This is a genomic window from Ktedonobacter sp. SOSP1-52 (genome assembly GCF_016587395.1).
Map to the genome: position 1 here is coordinate 331,161 of NZ_BNJH01000006.1, position 16,753 is coordinate 347,913.

12 protein-coding genes and 1 pseudogene are annotated in these 16,753 nt (G+C 51.9%); 11 read left to right on the top strand and 2 right to left on the bottom strand.

What is annotated here, in order from left to right; genetic code table 11:
- Positions 1-611 precede the first annotated feature (611 nt).
- Together JMJ16_RS46580 and JMJ16_RS46585 are read left to right on the top strand one after the other, a co-directional pair.
- A complete protein-coding gene (locus JMJ16_RS46580; RefSeq protein WP_201392757.1) occupies positions 612-2,363 on the top strand; it encodes an ABC transporter substrate-binding protein in 1,752 nt (583 codons plus the stop codon).
- Positions 2,364-3,015: 652 nt separating this feature from the next.
- The gene (locus JMJ16_RS46585; protein ID WP_201392758.1) at positions 3,016-4,767 is read left to right on the top strand and encodes an ABC transporter substrate-binding protein; all 1,752 of its coding nucleotides are present in this window, start codon (positions 3,016-3,018) and stop codon (positions 4,765-4,767) included.
- Between the two features lie 157 nt (positions 4,768-4,924).
- Here the strand turns inward: JMJ16_RS46585 and JMJ16_RS46590 are convergent, their stop codons facing one another.
- Positions 4,925-5,092, bottom strand: a complete 168-nt coding sequence (locus tag JMJ16_RS46590; RefSeq protein WP_201392759.1) for a lmo0937 family membrane protein — start codon at positions 5,090-5,092, stop codon at positions 4,925-4,927.
- 368 nt (positions 5,093-5,460) lie between these two features.
- Here JMJ16_RS46590 and JMJ16_RS46595 point away from each other — a divergent pair.
- The 5 genes and pseudogenes from JMJ16_RS46595 to JMJ16_RS46615 form a co-directional block, all read left to right on the top strand.
- A pseudogene (locus JMJ16_RS46595) lies at positions 5,461-5,688 on the top strand (metalloregulator ArsR/SmtB family transcription factor); the annotation flags it as partial.
- A gap of 112 nt (positions 5,689-5,800) precedes the next feature.
- A complete protein-coding gene (locus tag JMJ16_RS46600; RefSeq protein WP_201392761.1) occupies positions 5,801-6,538 on the top strand; it encodes an SdpI family protein in 738 nt (245 codons plus the stop codon).
- 63 nt (positions 6,539-6,601) lie between these two features.
- A complete protein-coding gene (locus JMJ16_RS46605) occupies positions 6,602-7,537 on the top strand; it encodes a CPBP family intramembrane glutamic endopeptidase (RefSeq protein WP_201392762.1) in 936 nt (311 codons plus the stop codon).
- Between the two features lie 224 nt (positions 7,538-7,761).
- Positions 7,762-9,858, top strand: a complete 2,097-nt coding sequence (locus JMJ16_RS46610; protein ID WP_201392763.1) for an amino acid permease — start codon at positions 7,762-7,764, stop codon at positions 9,856-9,858.
- A 251-nt stretch (positions 9,859-10,109) separates the two neighbouring features.
- The gene (locus JMJ16_RS46615; protein WP_201392764.1) at positions 10,110-10,940 is read left to right on the top strand and encodes a sugar phosphate isomerase/epimerase; all 831 of its coding nucleotides are present in this window, start codon (positions 10,110-10,112) and stop codon (positions 10,938-10,940) included.
- A 173-nt stretch (positions 10,941-11,113) separates the two neighbouring features.
- Here the strand turns inward: JMJ16_RS46615 and JMJ16_RS46620 are convergent, their stop codons facing one another.
- Complete coding sequence (locus JMJ16_RS46620; protein WP_201392766.1) at positions 11,114-12,166, bottom strand: sodium:calcium antiporter; 1,053 nt, start codon at positions 12,164-12,166, stop codon at positions 11,114-11,116.
- A gap of 274 nt (positions 12,167-12,440) precedes the next feature.
- Between JMJ16_RS46620 and JMJ16_RS46625 the strand changes: the two genes are divergently transcribed.
- The 4 genes from JMJ16_RS46625 to JMJ16_RS46640 all read left to right on the top strand — a co-directional run bounded on the left by JMJ16_RS46625 (position 12,441) and on the right by JMJ16_RS46640 (position 16,459).
- Positions 12,441-13,367, top strand: a complete 927-nt coding sequence (locus JMJ16_RS46625; protein WP_201392768.1) for a helix-turn-helix domain-containing GNAT family N-acetyltransferase — start codon at positions 12,441-12,443, stop codon at positions 13,365-13,367.
- A 239-nt stretch (positions 13,368-13,606) separates the two neighbouring features.
- The gene (gene murJ, locus JMJ16_RS46630) at positions 13,607-15,301 is read left to right on the top strand and encodes a murein biosynthesis integral membrane protein MurJ (RefSeq protein WP_201392770.1); all 1,695 of its coding nucleotides are present in this window, start codon (positions 13,607-13,609) and stop codon (positions 15,299-15,301) included.
- A gap of 33 nt (positions 15,302-15,334) precedes the next feature.
- Positions 15,335-15,892: a hypothetical protein gene (locus tag JMJ16_RS46635; protein ID WP_201392772.1), complete on the top strand. Its 558-nt coding sequence runs from the start codon at positions 15,335-15,337 to the stop codon at positions 15,890-15,892.
- A gap of 108 nt (positions 15,893-16,000) precedes the next feature.
- Positions 16,001-16,459 (top strand): hypothetical protein, encoded by a 459-nt coding sequence (locus JMJ16_RS46640; protein ID WP_201392774.1) that lies wholly within the window; start codon positions 16,001-16,003, stop codon positions 16,457-16,459.
- The last annotated feature ends 294 nt before the right edge of the window (positions 16,460-16,753 follow it).

The following is a 16,753-nucleotide window of genomic DNA, read 5'->3' on the forward strand; positions in this document are numbered from 1 at the left end:
CATGCGCACGACAAAAGAGAAGAGGAGAGGATGCAAATTGCATTCTCTCCTCTTCTCTTTTGTCGTGAAATAGTGCTCTGTAAAATGAGCTTGTGATGTAGATTTATATGAGTTTTCTGGACGAGAATGTCGCTCGCATTTAAAGTATTTAGGCATGAAATTGTTAAAAAATGGAAGCGCAGATCTGATAACACATTAATAGTTGTTAATAAGATGGTTTGATTGCATAGGTACTTGATATTATATTACCTTTATATTTTATATTATAGATAACTTGATGGAAGACAAAGCTGGGTAAGTTATTAAAGAGAATGAAATTTGATTTTTGGGGATTTGTGCGAGAGATTATACAAACTCGTGGCGTATATATAATACGCTGTGTTAGCGTATTATCCATTTCTAAGGATATGGAAAGGTGAGGGCAAGAAAGACAGATTTTCTTGTCTTTGTTTGTTTTGCATACGACAGCGGTATTTACTTGTTTGTAGTAGAGAAGGGGTCCAGTGGTGAGCTGGTTTATAGCCGGAAAAGATGGTCTAAGCGGCGATAATACTCTTCACTACCTCAGCAAAACATGGTCCTTGTATGCGTTTCTAAGGAGAATGTACTTAATGCAGTCTGGCAAAAAACGTAGGATACTCTTTTTGCCATTGCTTCTGACCCTGCTCGCCGTGCTTGTCGTGGCATGTGGTGGTAATTCAGGAGGCAGTGGCTCAACTGGTAGCAAGCTATCCGATGACAAGCAGGTCTATGTCATCCCCGAGAGCGGTCTATCAGATCTCGCGACGCTCGATCCCGCGCTCTCGACCGACGCTCCCTCGATTAGCGCGATTGACCTGATGTTTACTGGCCTTGTCCAGCTCGACGATAATCTGAAGGTCTATGGCGAACTGGCCCAGAACTGGAGCACCTCCAGCGATGGTCTGACCTGGACCTTTAAGCTGCGTCCTGGTATTAAGTTCAACGATGGCAACCCCATCACTGCTGATGACGTGATCTTTAGCATTGACCGCGCCCTTAAGCCTGAGTTGAAGTCGACTGTGGCCCCAGCCTACTTGAGCCTGGTGAAAGACTCGGATAAGCGCTTTGCAGGCAAGGTTCCCACGTTGATTAACGATAGCCTCTTCGCCCCCGATCCCTCGACCGTCAAGATTGTGACCACCCAGAATGCGCAGTACTTCCTCGACGCGTTGACCTACCCGACCTCCTATGTGGTGGAGAAGAGCTTCGTCCAGAAGTATGGTGATACCGATTTCCTGAAACACTTGAGCGAGGGCGGCTGCTCTGGTCCCTACCAGCTGGAAAAGTACACCTCCGGCAAACAGGTCAGCTTTGTTCCCAATAACAGCTACTGGGCAGGTAAGGCTCAGCTGAAGAAGGTTGTATACGCCTTCTACAAAGACCCGCAGACGGCCTACAAAGCTTACAAGACCAACCAGCTGGACCAGGCTGGTGTGCCAACAGCTAATCTGGATGAGGCGCGTGCTCTGCCTAACAAGCAGTATCGCCAGGTGCCTCAGTTGACCATCGACTACTTTGCGATGAACTACCTGGCCAAGCCCTTCAACAATATCAAGATCCGCCAGGCCTTTGCGCTCGCCGTTGACAAGAGCGCCATCGAGAAGAGCATCTACAAGGGTCAGCGTCTGGCGACCAACCACATTGTGCCTCAGGGTATGCCTGGCTACAATCCCGACCTGAAGGGTCCGGCTGGCGTGACCAGCACCAAGGGCGACAAGACTCTGGCCAAGCAACTCTTCCAGGAAGGTATGCAGGAAGAGAATTATACCCTCGCCAACTTCCCCGCCATCACAGTAACGGTTGCCAGTGGTGGTTCACAGTCGGGGAAGAATCTCTTCACCTTCGCGCAGCAGCAGTGGAAAGATACTCTGGGTGTTACGGTCACCATCAACGATGAGGATTTCAACAAGCGCCTGGATGATGTCTCCAATACTGTAGGCAATGGTAAACTGCAGATGTGGTTCGCGGCCTGGGGCGCGGACTATCCTGACCCCGAGGACTGGACGACCCTGCTCTTCGGCGCTGGTTCATCCAATAACTCACTCAACTATGGTATGGGGAATTCCAAGACCGTTGCGACACAGAAGCAGATGCAGGATCTGATGGCGAAAGCCGATGTCAATCAGAACAGCGCTCAGCGTATCTCTCAGTACAACCAGGTTGAGCAGCAGATGGTGGACGATGTCGCCTGGATGCCTGTCGATCAGCGTACCCTGAGCTATGTCCTCAAGCCCTGTGTCCAGGGTATCGTGGACAACGCGCAGGACCAGATTCCTCCTCAGGACTGGTTGAAGATTTACAAGTCCAGCGATTCCCCCTGCGCCAACACGAGTGCATACTAAGCTCGTATCACAAAGAGGGTATGTGACAACTTCAATCACATGCGCTTGACAAAAGAGAAGAGGAGAGGGTGCAACTTGCATCCTCTCCTCTTCTCTTTATTGTGGAATAGTGCTCTGTAAAATGAGCTTGTGATGCAAGTTTGTATGAGCTTTCTGGATACAATATACCTCGCGTTTAAAGTATTTAAGCACTAAATTGTTAAAAAATGGAAGCGTAGACACAAGACCGTATTAATAATTGTTAATAAGATGCTTTGATTACATAGGTGCTTGATATTATATTACCTTTATATTTTATATCATAGATAACTTGATGGAGGACAAAGCTGGGTAAGTTATTAAAGAGGATGAAATTTGATTTTTGGGGATTTGTGCGAGAGATTACACAAACTCGTGACGTATATATAATACGCTGTGTAAATGTAGTATCCATTTCTAAGGATATGAAAATGGTGAGGGGCAAGAAAGACGGATTTTCTTGTCTATGTTTGTCTCGCATAGTGGCAGCGGTATTTACATGTTTGTAGATAGAGAAGAGTTCTAGAGATGAATTGGTTTATAGCCGGGAAAAGATAATTTAAGCGGCGATAATACTCTTCACTATCTCAGCAAAACATGGTCCTTGTATGCTTTTCTAAGGAGAATGTACTTGATGCAGTCTGGCAAGAAACGTGTGACACTCTTTTTGCCGTTGCTCCTGACTCTGCTCGCCGTGCTCGTTGCAGCATGCGGTGGCAGCTCGGGTGGTAACACAACTGGCAGCAAACTATCTGATGACAAGCAAATTTATGTCATCCCTTTGAGTGGTCTATCGGATGTCGCGACGCTTGATCCCGCGCTTTCGACCGACTCGGCTTCTATCACTGCTCTTGACATGATGTTCACGGGCTTGGTCCAGCTCGACGATAACCTGAAGGTCTATGGCGAACTGGCTCAGTCCTGGAAACAGTCTAGTGATGGTTTGACCTGGACCTTTACCCTGCGTCCTAATCTCAAGTTCAGCGATGGCAACCCCATTACCGCTGATGACGTGGTCTATAGCATTGATCGCGCTCTCAAGCCTGAGTTAAAGTCGACGGTTGCGCCTTCCTATCTGGGGCTTATTAAAGACTCGGACAAGCGTTTCGCGGGCAAGGTCCCCACACTGATTGGCGATAGCATCTTTGCTGTCGATCCCACAACAGTGAAGATTGTGGCCAAAAGCAATGCCCAGTACTTCTTGCAGGCGCTGACCTACTCGACCTCATATGTCGTAGAGAAAAGCTTTGTAGAGAAGTATGGCGATACCGATTTCCTGAAGCACCTGAGCGAGGGTGGCTGCTCTGGCCCCTTCAAACTGGACCAGCACAACTCTGGCAAGTACGTCAGCTTTGTACCCAATTCTAACTACTGGGGTAGCAAGCCACAGCTGAAGAAGGTCGTGTACGCGTTCTACAAAGACCCGCAGACAGCTTACAAAGCTTATAAGACCAATCAGCTGGACCAGGCTGGCGTGCCAACCCCCAACCTGGATGAGGCGCGTGCTCTGGCCAACAAGCAGTTCCGCCAGGCTCCTCAGCTGGCTATCGACTACTTTACCATGAACTGGTTGACCAAGCCTTTCAACAACGTCAAGATCCGCCAGGCCTTTGCGCTCTCCTTCGACAAGAGTGCGATTGAGAAGAGTATTACCAAGGGCGTGCGTTTGGCGACTAACCATATCGTACCTCAGGGCATGCCTGGCTACAATCCCAATCTGAAGGCTGCTGGTGGCGTGACCAGCACCAAGGGTGATAAGACCCTGGCCAAACAGCTCTTCCAGGAAGGCATGCAAGAGGAAGGCTACACAACCGCCAACTTCCCCGCCATTACCTTGACGGTGGCAACTGGTGGTTCACAGACCTCCAAGAACCTCTACGAGTTCGCGCAGCAGCAGTGGAAAGACACTCTGGGCGTTAACGTAACCATCAACGACGAGGACTTCAACAAGCGCCTCGCCGATGAATCGGGTACCGTAGGTAATGACAAATTGCAGATGTGGGCCGCTGCCTGGATCGCGGACTATCCCGATCCTCAGGACTGGCTGACCCTGCTCTTTGGTAAGGGCTCGACCAACAACGAGAACAACTACGGTATGGGTAAAGCGAAGGATCTCAGTGTCCAGCAGCAAACTCAGGAGCTCATGTTGAAGGCTGATGTCAATCAGAATGCCACAGAGCGTATCGCCCAGTATAACCAGATTGAGCAGCAACTTGTCGATGATGCAGCCTGGATTCCCTTCGATCAGCGTACCACAGTTTATGTCCTTAAGACATGTGTCCAGGGTGTTGTGGATAACGCTCAGGATCTGACTCCTCCTGGAGACTGGGCTAAGATCTACAAGTCCAGCGATCCTGCCTGCGCCAACACAACCACGTACAAATAAGCTCGTGTAGTGTAGAGGGTGCGTGATAACCATTCACGTGTGCTCGACAAAAGGGGAGGAGAGGGTGCAATTTGCATCCTCTCCTCCCCTTTATGGGTTCTCTTTGAAAGTCTATATCACCAGAAAGGCTTTTTCTGCTCTGCTGAGTAGTTGCTAGCTAAATGGTGCGGCGTGAACGGCCAGCCACGAAGAGATTGTACAGGGCCACGATGACGGCAATCACCAGTAGCAGGTGAATCAAGCCACCTGCGATGTGGAAGACGAAACCAAGCAGCCACAGAACAAAGAGAATGACCACAGCGGCCCAGAGAATGCTACCAATCATGATGTTACCCCTTTCGACTTATCCGAGGAATTCGCGAGAAGGCGAATATATGCTGGCCTCTCAAATATTTCTCGGATTACAAATGTAATCATAGATGATACCTTGTAATAGATGATGCAACTCTTTCTACTATGGACACGAGTTACCTATCCGATACGATGCACAAATGCCTGAGTATCTGTTTAGAAAAGGATAAGTTTTGGCTTAAAAGTAGGGTTGGGCAAGGGGAAAGAGATCCCAGTCAGGGCGCGTCCTCTGCATGACGGCGCGTAAGTCTTGCCTCTTGACTTTCTCACTCTGACCTGCTAGTGTTTCAATGTGTATTGAAATACTAGCAGGTCTCTCGATGAGAAAAGGAATACATGGAGATGCAAGAAGCATATAAGGCGATCGCTGACCCCACACGTCGGAGAATTTTAAAGTGTCTGCGGGAGGGAGCACATACAGTGGGAGATCTCGCAGAGCAGGCTGGCGTTACCCGGTCACTTCTCTCGCATCATTTGACCATCCTCAAATTGGCAGACTTGGTGCGTGTTGAACGCCGCGGGCAATTTCAGGTCTACTCGTTGAATACCACCGTTTTTCAAGACCTCATGATGGAGGTTCTTGGCTGGTTTGGGAACATGCATGTTCCCGCCGATTTCCAGGATGAAACACCCTTCACCACCGAAGAGGAACCTTGTTCTGACCAACCTCTGGAGAAAACGCATGAATAATCCCAGTCGCACCAGTGACAAAATCCTACCACGCCCCAATCCCAGGTGGCGCAACTCGACCGATATGTTGATCTGGGCAATTATCGTTCTTCAACTGCTGATCGCGCTTTTCGCGTACCCGTTCTTACCTGCAACAGTGCCTATTCATTGGAGCGGCGGACATGCCAATAGCTATGGACCGAAATGGATGGCGACGTTTCTTTTCCCAGGTATCAGCCTGCTGGTCTGGTTCCTGCGAGTACGTCAGGCTGCCGGTCCCCATCTGGGCAGTCGTATTGACGAGGCTACCAATGTCCAGTGGCGTAGCCTCCTTTTCATGGGCAGTATCGTGGTGCTGCTCCTGGTCCAGGTCATTGCAACGGCGAACAACCTGGGAATGAACCTCGACATAAGCTTTTTCATCTCGTTGGGAGTTGGCGGGCTGCTCATCTTCACCGGCAACTATCTTGGCAAACTGCGTCGGAATTTCTGGATGGGCATTCGCACGCCTTGGACGCTCAGCAGTGATGCTTCGTGGGAACGCACTCATCGTGTCGGGGGCAGGCTCTTTGTTGCTTGCGGCCTGCTTTGCATTCCGCTGAGCTTCATGCCAGCACTCCGTCCCTGGTTTTTCCTTTCTCTGGTCTTGTTGATGGCTGCCTTTCTCTATCTATATTCATATATCAGTTACCGACGCGAACAATCAGAGTACGCATCGGGACCTTTCGATGATCCCCCAGCCGAGAACTGATGAGACCGAGAAACACATAGTCATAGCCGCACTCAACACATCTATTCATTCAAAGGAAAGACGATGGAAACCTCCTTACGGTCAGGTGACCCGATTGCGCCTGCATCCTCTCAGCCAGCCAGGGTAGATTGGCAAGGTATCGGCCTCTTTTTACTCCTCACGTTTGGCATCAGTTGGAGTCTCTGGCTTGGATTGCGCGCCATGGGCATCTCTTTCACCATCCGAGCCGCGATTGGGATGTTTGGCCCGGCACTGGGAGCGCTGCTGACCCGCCTGATCCGTCGCGAGGGGTTCGCCGACGCGGGACTTGGATTGCGCGCCAAAGGGCAGCGTGGCGCGAGTTGGATGTACCTGGCAGCCTACGTCGTTCCGCCGATACTGATCGCGGCCAGTATCGGCTTTGTGTTGCTGGTGGGTTATGAACATTGGGATCTTAACCAGCATCTGCACACACTCGCCAACGCTCTTCAAACGCGTCTGGGGACGCGCGCGCTGCAGCTTGGGATGTCCACAACGCAGTTGGCAACAATCAGCCTGATCTCGCAGATAGTGTTGGCGTTTACCCTGGGCCTCCCTTTCAACATGATCTTTACTTTTGGGGAAGAATTTGGCTGGCGCGGTTACCTGCTCCCACGCCTGGCTCCACTTGGCGGTCTCCCAGCAGCCATCCTTGTCGGCCTGGTCTGGGGTTTCTGGCATGCTCCATTGATTGTGCTGGATGGGTACAATTATCCCGGTCATCCCTGGCTTGGTATCTTGATGATGATGCTTTTCACTGTCCTGCTCAGTATCATTTTTGCCTGGTTGCGTTTCCGTTCTGGCAGTGTCTGGCCCTCGACCCTGGCCCATGCTGCGTTCAACGCGCAAGCAAATTTTGAAGTACTGGCTCTCTCGAGGGGTAACTCGCTTTTAAGCGCGCCCATTGGCCTGTTCGGCCTTGTCCCCATGTTCTGCTTTGCACTCGTGCTGGTCGTCACCAGACGAGTAAACTGGAAGTGATCTCTGAAAAATGACTACATCGTATGTCAAGTAGCTGTTTGCGGTCGCGACAACTCATGTCACATCAGGAGTAGAGCAAGCCGATGCCTGGTGTGACTTGTTTTTTATTGATACTACTATGAATAATAGAGAGCAGATGTGCCGTGCGCTGGCATTCTTCTCTTTTTATAGCCGAACGCTTCCCTCTTGCTCATTGTGTCCTCTAGCCAGGGAGAGAAGTAGTAATGAAGACGCTCTCAGCATCTCAACCTAACAACCCCTTGCCAGGCTCCAGACCTGAGATTCCCCCACTCCCTGCTGTGCTGAACAGGAGGGACCTCGTTGTTCTTCTCGTCCTGGCTGTCATGGCCTTTTCTAATATTGCTTATATCCACCCCGCAGGCCTATCCGCGATTTTCTACTGGCTATTGGGAGGAGCAATCTTCTTGCTTCCCTGTACCATCATCACCCGGTGGCTTGCGTTGCGCTTACCTGGGCAGGGCAGCCTCTATGCCTGGGTCAGCAGTGTCTTTGGCTCGACTCCAGGCTTTATCGTGACCTTTGGCACCTGGGTTGCTGGTCTTTTGCTGACGGTTACCTATATTGAAGAGGCGGCTGACTATCTGCACCTCTTATACCCGGCGTACCTCAGTACACTCACTCAATATGCCTTCGCCATGTTTCTGCTTTTCTGTCTGGCGGTGGGTATCAGTTGTCTCCCGCTCGCACGCTTAAAACACGTCTTATTCGTAAGCTGCCTGCTCTATTGCCTGCTCTATCTCTTACTCGGCGCAGGAGCGCTTGGATGGCTCCTGCAAGGGCACCAGAGCGCTGCCTCCTTTATACGCCCCGTAAACTGGTATGCCGTCTTCCCGAATAATGCGTCCTATTTTAGTACCATCATTTTCGCCTTACTTGGCGTCAATTATCCTTTTTTCCTGGGGAGGGAACTGCGTGAAGGACAGGCTGGTTTGCGACACGCGTCAACCTATATCTGGTGGGGAGCGAGCCTCATACTGCTGTTCTACCTTCTTGGTACCTGGAGCCTTGTGGTAGTGCTACCAGCCGTGCCCGAAACAGAAACGTTGACCGCATTTCGTGCAAGCACCATGCTCTTTGGCTCGTTTGGTGGTTTCCTCTTTGCCCTCGCCCTGGCCTACTCAGATGTGATACTGCTGGTTGTCTATCTACTCCTCTTTTCGCGTTTATTGGTGACGCTGGCTCAACACCATCACCTTCCCACTTCTTTTGCGCGTCCTAATCGTTGGGGTGTTCCTCTCGTCTCTCTGCTCATAGATGCATTGGCTGTTGCGGTGACTTCCGCTATCCTCTTTGTCCTCTTCCCTTTGCTGCATGTATACGAGCAAAATCCAGCAGTGACGAGGTATAATAACTATGAGCTTTCCCTGGCAGTAGGTGTTATCCTGCTCCTCACGTCGATGATCATTCTGTTTGTCCTGCCCTTCTTTATCTGCTCTTATGGATCTCAACAGGGCGCTTCTCCTGGGCTACGGTGGCGAAAACATTTTACCTTTTTCTTTATCGCACTCACTGGAATAAGTACGTCGGTAATCGCTATCTGGGCGACGCTCTCAATATCCTTGGTTGCATCAATGTCCAACAGGAATTGGGAAAATACGCTCCTCATGAGTGTTGCGGTAACACTTGCCGTGGGCTGGCTTGGAGGAGAATATCCCCGGCTACGGGCCCTGCTGAGTGATCAACAATTTGAGACGGAAAAAGAAAGAATGTTGCGCAAGCAACTTCAGGAAGCGTATCAGCAACAAGAGGTCTTGCTCATGGAAGTGGACCGTTTGTATCGAGAACAAGCCCGTGTCGCGATAACTGATCCGGTCACAGAGCTCCCGAATCATAGAGCAATCATGAGCGCATTCAATGTTGTGTTTACTGACTGTTGTCAGAGAACATGTGCGGTCCTCTTTGTCGACGTGGATTGCTTTAAACGGATCAATGATCGCTGGGGACACCAGGTTGGCGATTGTATCCTGCATGAAGTGGGGCAGCGCCTGCGAGCCTCCCTTCGGGCAGATGATACAGTCGGACGCTACGGAGGAGAGGAGTTCGCGGTTATTTTACGGGACACCAACCTGGACCTGGCAATGAACGTCGCAGAAAGGCTTCGTCGTGCTCTGGAAGAGCAGCCATGTTGCTGGCAGACCGAGGGAGAGAGGCATGAGACGCATGTCACTATCAGCGTGGGGGTCGCCCTCTATCCCGATCATGCCTCGACTCCAGATCAGCTCATGAAACGCGCGGACCTGGCTATGTATCGAGCCAAGCAGGCTGGTCGAAATTGTGTCTGTATCGCAACTGCTGTTTGACAATACGCACCATGCCAGGGCTGCCCATGCTTGTTCATATGCCTCATTGCAAAGGCCTCACCTCCTACCATACGCTTGACTGCTTACCCCTCACCTCTCTTATAAGGCGCGAAGGGTGAGGCTTCTTTCCCTGGATGCAGTTGGCAATAAAATAGACGGCTGCCTGCTTTGAGAGATATACTTCACTATAAAAGTTTTTGCCTATGTAATAGGAGCGTTTCGCTCTTTGCAAGAGAGAGGGAGGATGTATTTTGCAGACGAATAATCAAGCTGCTCGTGTCTCAGTATCTACGTGGAGCCTGGATCGTACTCTTGGCAGTCCAGATTTTTATGGTGTTGGCGATCCGCTGCCAGCCGATACTCACAACAAGGGGGCGTATTCGCTGTTAGCATTGCCTGAGCGCCTGGTGGAGGCGGGCATCTCTACTATGGAGATTTGTCATTTTCACTTGCCCACTCTTGATTCAGGGTATCTTAGAGAGCTGCGAGCGGCATTGGAGGCTGCACAGGTAGAACTCTTCTCGCTACTGGTAGATGATGGCGATATTACACATCCCACGAATGGGGAGCGTGACCTGGCATGGATACGTCAGTGGTTGGACGTGGCTCAAGCACTGGGGGCACGCTGTATGCGTGTGATCGCTGGAAAATCCGATCCCTCGCCTCAAGCACTAGAACGAAGCTACCAGGCCTTGAGCGTATTGGCGGCTGAGGCCAGAGAAAGGGATGTACGCTTGATGACTGAGAATTGGTTCGGGCTCCTTTCAACTCCCCAGTCGGTTCAGGCCCTGTTCGAGCGCTTGAATGGCGAGGTCGGACTCTGCCTCGATTTTGGTAACTGGAAGGGTCATGGGAAATATGCAGCCCTTGAAGAGATTGCTCCCCTGGCTGAGTCCTGCCATGCGAAGGCTTCTTTTGACTCACCCTACGTCCTGGACCAGGAAGACTTCCTACGTTGTCTAGACATTACGCGCCTGGCCAGCTTCTCTGGCCCCTATACCTTGATCTATGATGGTCCAGATCAAGACGAGTGGGAGGGGCTAGCCAACGAACTGGCTGTTGTGCAACAGTACGTGCAATAAGCACAAAAATTTGATCGAATAGAGGGGAGGTACAGGAGGAAGACTCCCCTCTATCTCTCCTCTATTCGATCAAATTTTATGAGTTCGCTTGCTCTATTTGCTGCTCTACGCGGTCGAGCGTGGTGAGTGCTGCTTCATGAAATGTCCTTCGCTTACATAGTTCCCTAGAGTGCTTAACGCGCGAAGGTAACGAGTCCCAGGATACCCAGCACATAGCAGATGAGTACCAGGAGCGAATCGATGCCCATATGTAGTATCTGACGCTTAGGTCGGAAAATCAACCCATAGATATAGATAATGGTAAGTACGCCACCGAGCGCGGCCAGGTAGAGATCGGCCTTCTGTGCCTTTGGCAGCACGGCTTCGCCTGAGAGCAGGGTCGCGAGCAGGAAGAGGACCGGGAGGAAGGCATTGCCACCAAAGATATCGCTAAAAGCCAGGTTATAGGATTTCAATCTGATTGAAGCCAGACCCGTTGAGATCTCTGGCAAGGCCGTTGCCAACGCCAGAATTGTGCTACCAAAGACGACCCCACTCATACCGATCTGATTGGCGATCACATTGCCGCTTTCCTCAAGTGCCACACCTGCAACCAGTGTAAAGAGAGCCGCAACCAGAAAGACAATGACGACGCGTACTGTGCTCCAGTGTTGTATCTTCTCCTTTTTTCTATCGCTGCGCTTCCCATGCAGCACCTCCTCGGGAACTCCCTTCTCTTGCCAGGGGAGAGCCTTGCGGGCCTTCCCGATTAGCCAGACGCCGACAACCCAGGTAATAGTAATGAGGAGTGTCGCCGGAGTAACGCGTAGGAAGACGAGCGACGGTGGGAGCTGTGTACCCATTATCGTCAGGAAGAGTACGGCAACGACCAGGCTACCCTCTAGGATCAATTGCAGGGAGGCGGCATAATAGCTCAGTGCATCCTTCCGCCACAGGCCCACCACATCAAATAAGACCAGCACCACTGTCTGAATGGCGATTCCGCCCAGGATGTTACCAACCGCGATCTCCAGATTATGTGAAAGGGCCGCGCTGGCCGTAATCGCGATCTCTGGCAGGTTTGTCGTAATGGCCAGGAAGAGCATGCCTCCCAATGCCTGCCCCAGCTTAAAGCGGTCATCCATCTCATCGGTCGTGCTCGAGAGATAGACACCAGCCAGCCAGACGACGGCGGCTGCGGCCACAAAAATTAGTATTAATATGAGAAGTGGCAATGAATGCAGCATGGCTCCCTCCTCTTGGTAGAGCGATATATTGTGTGTCTGTCTGTAACTGAACACGTATCACTTGAGCAAAAGGAGGCAGGCGCATCGAGATAAAGGGGAGACATAGTTTTGCGAGCAGTCGCCTAACACCTTCAGTGGCAAACAAAGGGGAGCAGAGACAGAAAAAAGAGGAAGAGATCGCCTTCTGTCCTCTTCCTTGCATTTTTATTGTTTTTAGCTTATATTTGACTAAAGCAAGTAAATAATTGCCATAAGCAAAGAAAGGAGAACAGAGATGGTGGATAATTTGGAGACCAGGATTCGCGAGGTACGACGTTTTAACCGCTTCTTCACTCGGCAGATCGGGGTATTGCGCGAGGGCTTGTTGCATAGCCCCTACTCCTTGGCTGAGTCACGTGTGATCTTTGACCTGGCTCAAGGCCATGCTCTGACGGCATCTGACCTGTGCCGCGAGTTGGGACTGGACGCGGGTTATTTGAGCCGTATCCTCAATCGCCTGGAGCAGCAAGGACTGCTGGAGAAGATACGCTCGGAGTCCGATGGTCGCCAGCGCCTCCTACGCCTGACCGCTGAGGGAAAGCAAGCCTTTGCGGTGCTGGATCAGCGTTCACGTGACGAAGTCAGTGAAATGCTCGGTGAGTTAAGCGAGGGTGAGCAGCAACGCCTGCTTCAGGCTATGGAGAGCATTGGGCATATTTTTAACAAGAGCCTGAAATACTCTGAACCCTTCTTTTTACGTTCACATGAGCCGGGCGATATGGGCTGGGTGACGCACAGGCATGGCGTGCTCTATACCCAGGAATATGGCTGGGATGAGCGCTTCGAGGCCCTGGTGGCCCAGATTGTCGCAGATTTTATCAACAACTATCAGCCAGAATGGGAGCGTTGCTGGATTGCCGAGATGCAAGGCGAGATTGTGGGTTCAGTATTTGTTGTGCGGGCTAACGAGGGCGAGGCCAAGCTCCGCCTGCTGCTAGTCGAACCGAAGGCACGTGGCGTGGGACTCGGGACTCGTCTCGTTGAGGAGTGTATCCGCTTCGCGCGTCGTAGGGGCTATAAAAAGCTCAAGCTCTGGACGAATAGCATTCTTGTGGAGGCGCGCCACATTTACACCAAAACTGGCTTCACGCTCGTGGAGCAAGAGCCTCACCACAGTTATGGCCATGACCTCATAGGCGAAACGTGGGAACTACCACTGTAGGCAGGCACTACCTTTTACTAAAAACTCAGTATGCAACTTATTCGAGTAGATGATGTGGTGGCCCTGGCAGCCGCAGGCTGCCAGGGCCACCACATCATCTACTCCCGCGAGCGCCGCAGGCGCGAAGAGTGAGAAAGAATAGGAATTATTTCTACCTTTGCTGGGTTTGTTACCCCTGGAGTGATACACTATGAAAATAAACTCACATATAACGCAAGAGATAAAGAGGTAGTTCATTCATGGAAGAGCAAGCGAGCATAGCCCATGTTCCAGCTCCGGAGCCGGTCCAGCAGGAGCTGGCTGACCAGGAGATAATCGAGGTAGTTGAGGCAAACGAGACCGCCCCAACACCAAGTAAACGCGGCCAGCTCGTCAAGTCGGCGACGGTTGTTATGTTGGGAAACCTGGGGAGCAGTGTGCTGGGTCAGCTACGCCAGAGTGTTCTGGCAGGCCTGGGCACAGCCGTTACCGGCCCCTTCGCTACCGCCTTGACGCCCCTTCAAACATTTCTTGACCTCCTGGCCAATGGTACCGTCAGTGGCGCGCTCATTCCCACTTTTACGGACTATGCTGATGAGGAGAGTCACCAGGAGCTGAGGCGCGTGGTCTATAGCCTGGTGAACCTATTGATTCTTATTTCCCTATTTGTCAATGCGCTCTTTATCTTTGTCGCGCCCTGGTTTGTGGGATCTATTCTGGCAGGCGATTACACAGCGGGCGAGAAGGCGCTTACGATTACGTTCTCCCAGGTTATTATCTGTGCTCTGACCATTATGGGACCCTTCGCTGTCTTGCAGGCTGTGCTCTATGCGCGCAAGGAGTTTGGCTTCGCGGCCTTTGCCTCTGGCGCGCTGCACCTGGGAATCATCGCTGGTGCCATTGTGACTGGTTGGCTTGGTGCCACCCACTTTGGCCAACTGGGCCTGGCCTTTGGCGTTATCCTTGGCGGCCTGGCCCAGGTTGCGTTGCTGGTACCTGGACTGAAACGCCAGCACCTGCCATATATGTTCGTGCTGGATGTAAAGCATCCAGCGATTCGGCGTATCTTCAAGTTGTATGCTCCCCTGGCCGTGAGCTATATCGTCAGTATGTTCTTCGTCTTCCTCGATCTCAGCCTGATGAACCGGACCCCCGGTGATCATGCGGCTAATTTGACGGCTGCTAAATTCGCTACGGCCTTAATCCAATTCCCTGGTGGCCTTGTGGCAGCAGCGCTCTCCTTCGCCATCCTGCCCACGCTCTCGCGTTACACCACCGAGAATGAGGACACTCAGTTCAAAGAGACATTGACTATGGGCCTGCGCCTGGGGCTGCTCTTGATGATCCCTGCCATGGCGGGCCTGATCATCCTGCGCTATCCAATCGTCTCTCTGCTCTTCCATCATGGACTCTTTAAGCCCAGCGATGCCGACCTGGCGGCGGTCGCCCTGCAGAACTATGCCTACCAACTTCCCTTCCTGGTTGTGGACCAGTTGATTATGTTCGCCTTCTATGCGCGTAAGAATACCATTGTCCCCGTTATTGTGGGTTTCGTCTGTTATGGTCTCTATGCTCTGGTCGCGTTGCCCTTCTACCGTACGATTGGCATGCCCGCATTGGTCTTCGCCAACACGGTGCAGAACTCCATGCATGGTATTATCCTCTTCGCTCTGTTCTACAAATTCTTTGGCTCGCTGCATTTCCGCTCCTCGCTCCCGGCGCTCCTCAAGATTATTATCGCGACGGTGGCGATGGCGGTGGTCGCCTGGGCCTTGCAGTACTGGATGGGCTACTATGACTTCTTCTCCCTGCACACGCTGCGCGGTCAGCTCTTAACGACGCTCATTGCAGGCGGTGCCGCTGTGGTGGTCTTCTTTGGTGGTATTCTATTGATGAAGGTGGAGGAGATTTCCCTGCTGAAGCAGGCTGTACTGGCGAAGCTGGGTAAGAAATAGTAACCAGAGTGAAAACAAGGATTGAGCTAAGGCATGGAGCGTCAAGAAGTCGAGCTCTATCTCCAGGAACTGGGAGATGAGCTAGAGCGGCGCGGCTTTCAGGAGCCGGTGCGTATTATGATCGTGGGCGGCGTCTATATGCTTATGATGGTCGGCAACCGCGAGTCGACCCAGGATATCGATGTGGTCTTGATGGACCTGCCCGATACCACGAACAGGGATACGGCTACCAAAGAGACCAGGCTCTTTCAAACGGCGGTGCGCGCGGTCGCCCGCCGTTTGAAGATCAAGCAGCACTGGCTCAACGATGACGCGGCCCTCTTTGTGCGCGGTTTCGCCCCTGAACCTCAGGCCCGCCACTGGAAAACCTTTGGCAGGCTCTCGGTCTATCTCCCCTCCAAGGCCTGCATCCTCGCCCTGAAGCTGATCTCTTTCCGCGAGAAGGACCGCAGCGACGTCGAAGCGCTCTCCCAACAACTCAGGATCAGTACGCGCGATGATGCTCAGGCTCTCGTAGATACCTTCATCGCCAAGCGCTGGCAAGAAGAATACTTCCTCGAAGACACCCTCGACGAAATCTTTTTTGAGTAATTGCAGCAAATTGCTGAGATTCTACTCCTACATCTTCTTGTTTCTTCCTTCTTCATGTTATAATTTGGTTGACAGCGAAAAAGGCTGAAAGCAGAAGAGGATAGTATTATGCAAACATGCACACAGCTACAGACCATGGCTGTCGCCTTTCGGCAGATCTGTGAGGATACCGACAAAACACCGTGGGTCCCGCTAGGTGACTTTATGAACGACTTCTTTGATAACTTCGCGGACCGCCGCGAGGAGCTGGTCAAAGATTCTATCGAGGTATCGGTGAGCCTGGCGCCCGAGTTGCAGCGCTGGGCGGTCTTTTGCGCGGCCTCGGTGGAGTATCTGTGCGCGAAATATGAGCTCCCCTGTCCCGCCTGGGTGCATGATGCCGCCTATGCTCCTCTTGCGGAAGCCTGGTTCTTCTCCCCGGCTGCCGAGCGCAACCCGCGCGTGCGCGAGCGCTATGAGCGCGAAACTCCCGAGGAGTTCAAGCGGCGCAACATCTACTGCGGTAACAAGGTCTATGTGAGTAAGCGCGAGGCCGCCGCTGAGCTACGATTGAAGCTATCAGCCTAGTGTTACAATAACAAAAGCAGTTCTATCAATGAAGCGGAGAGATGAGGTATGTTCCTCATCTCTCCGCTTTTATGTGTGCTCATAATTTTCTCAGTGTTTTCTTGCGCCTGCGCCCTCTACACCTCCACATCGGGGGAACTGCTCGTCATTTCTTGCAGGGTTATTTAATTCTCTTCTGCTTCTTGCCTCGGTTCGCTACGCTCACCTCGGGGTAAGGGTGTCTGGGTGGAAAAAGGCGGAGCCTTTTTCCACCCAGACACCCTTACCCCTGAGCGCCGCAGGAGCGAAGGGTCT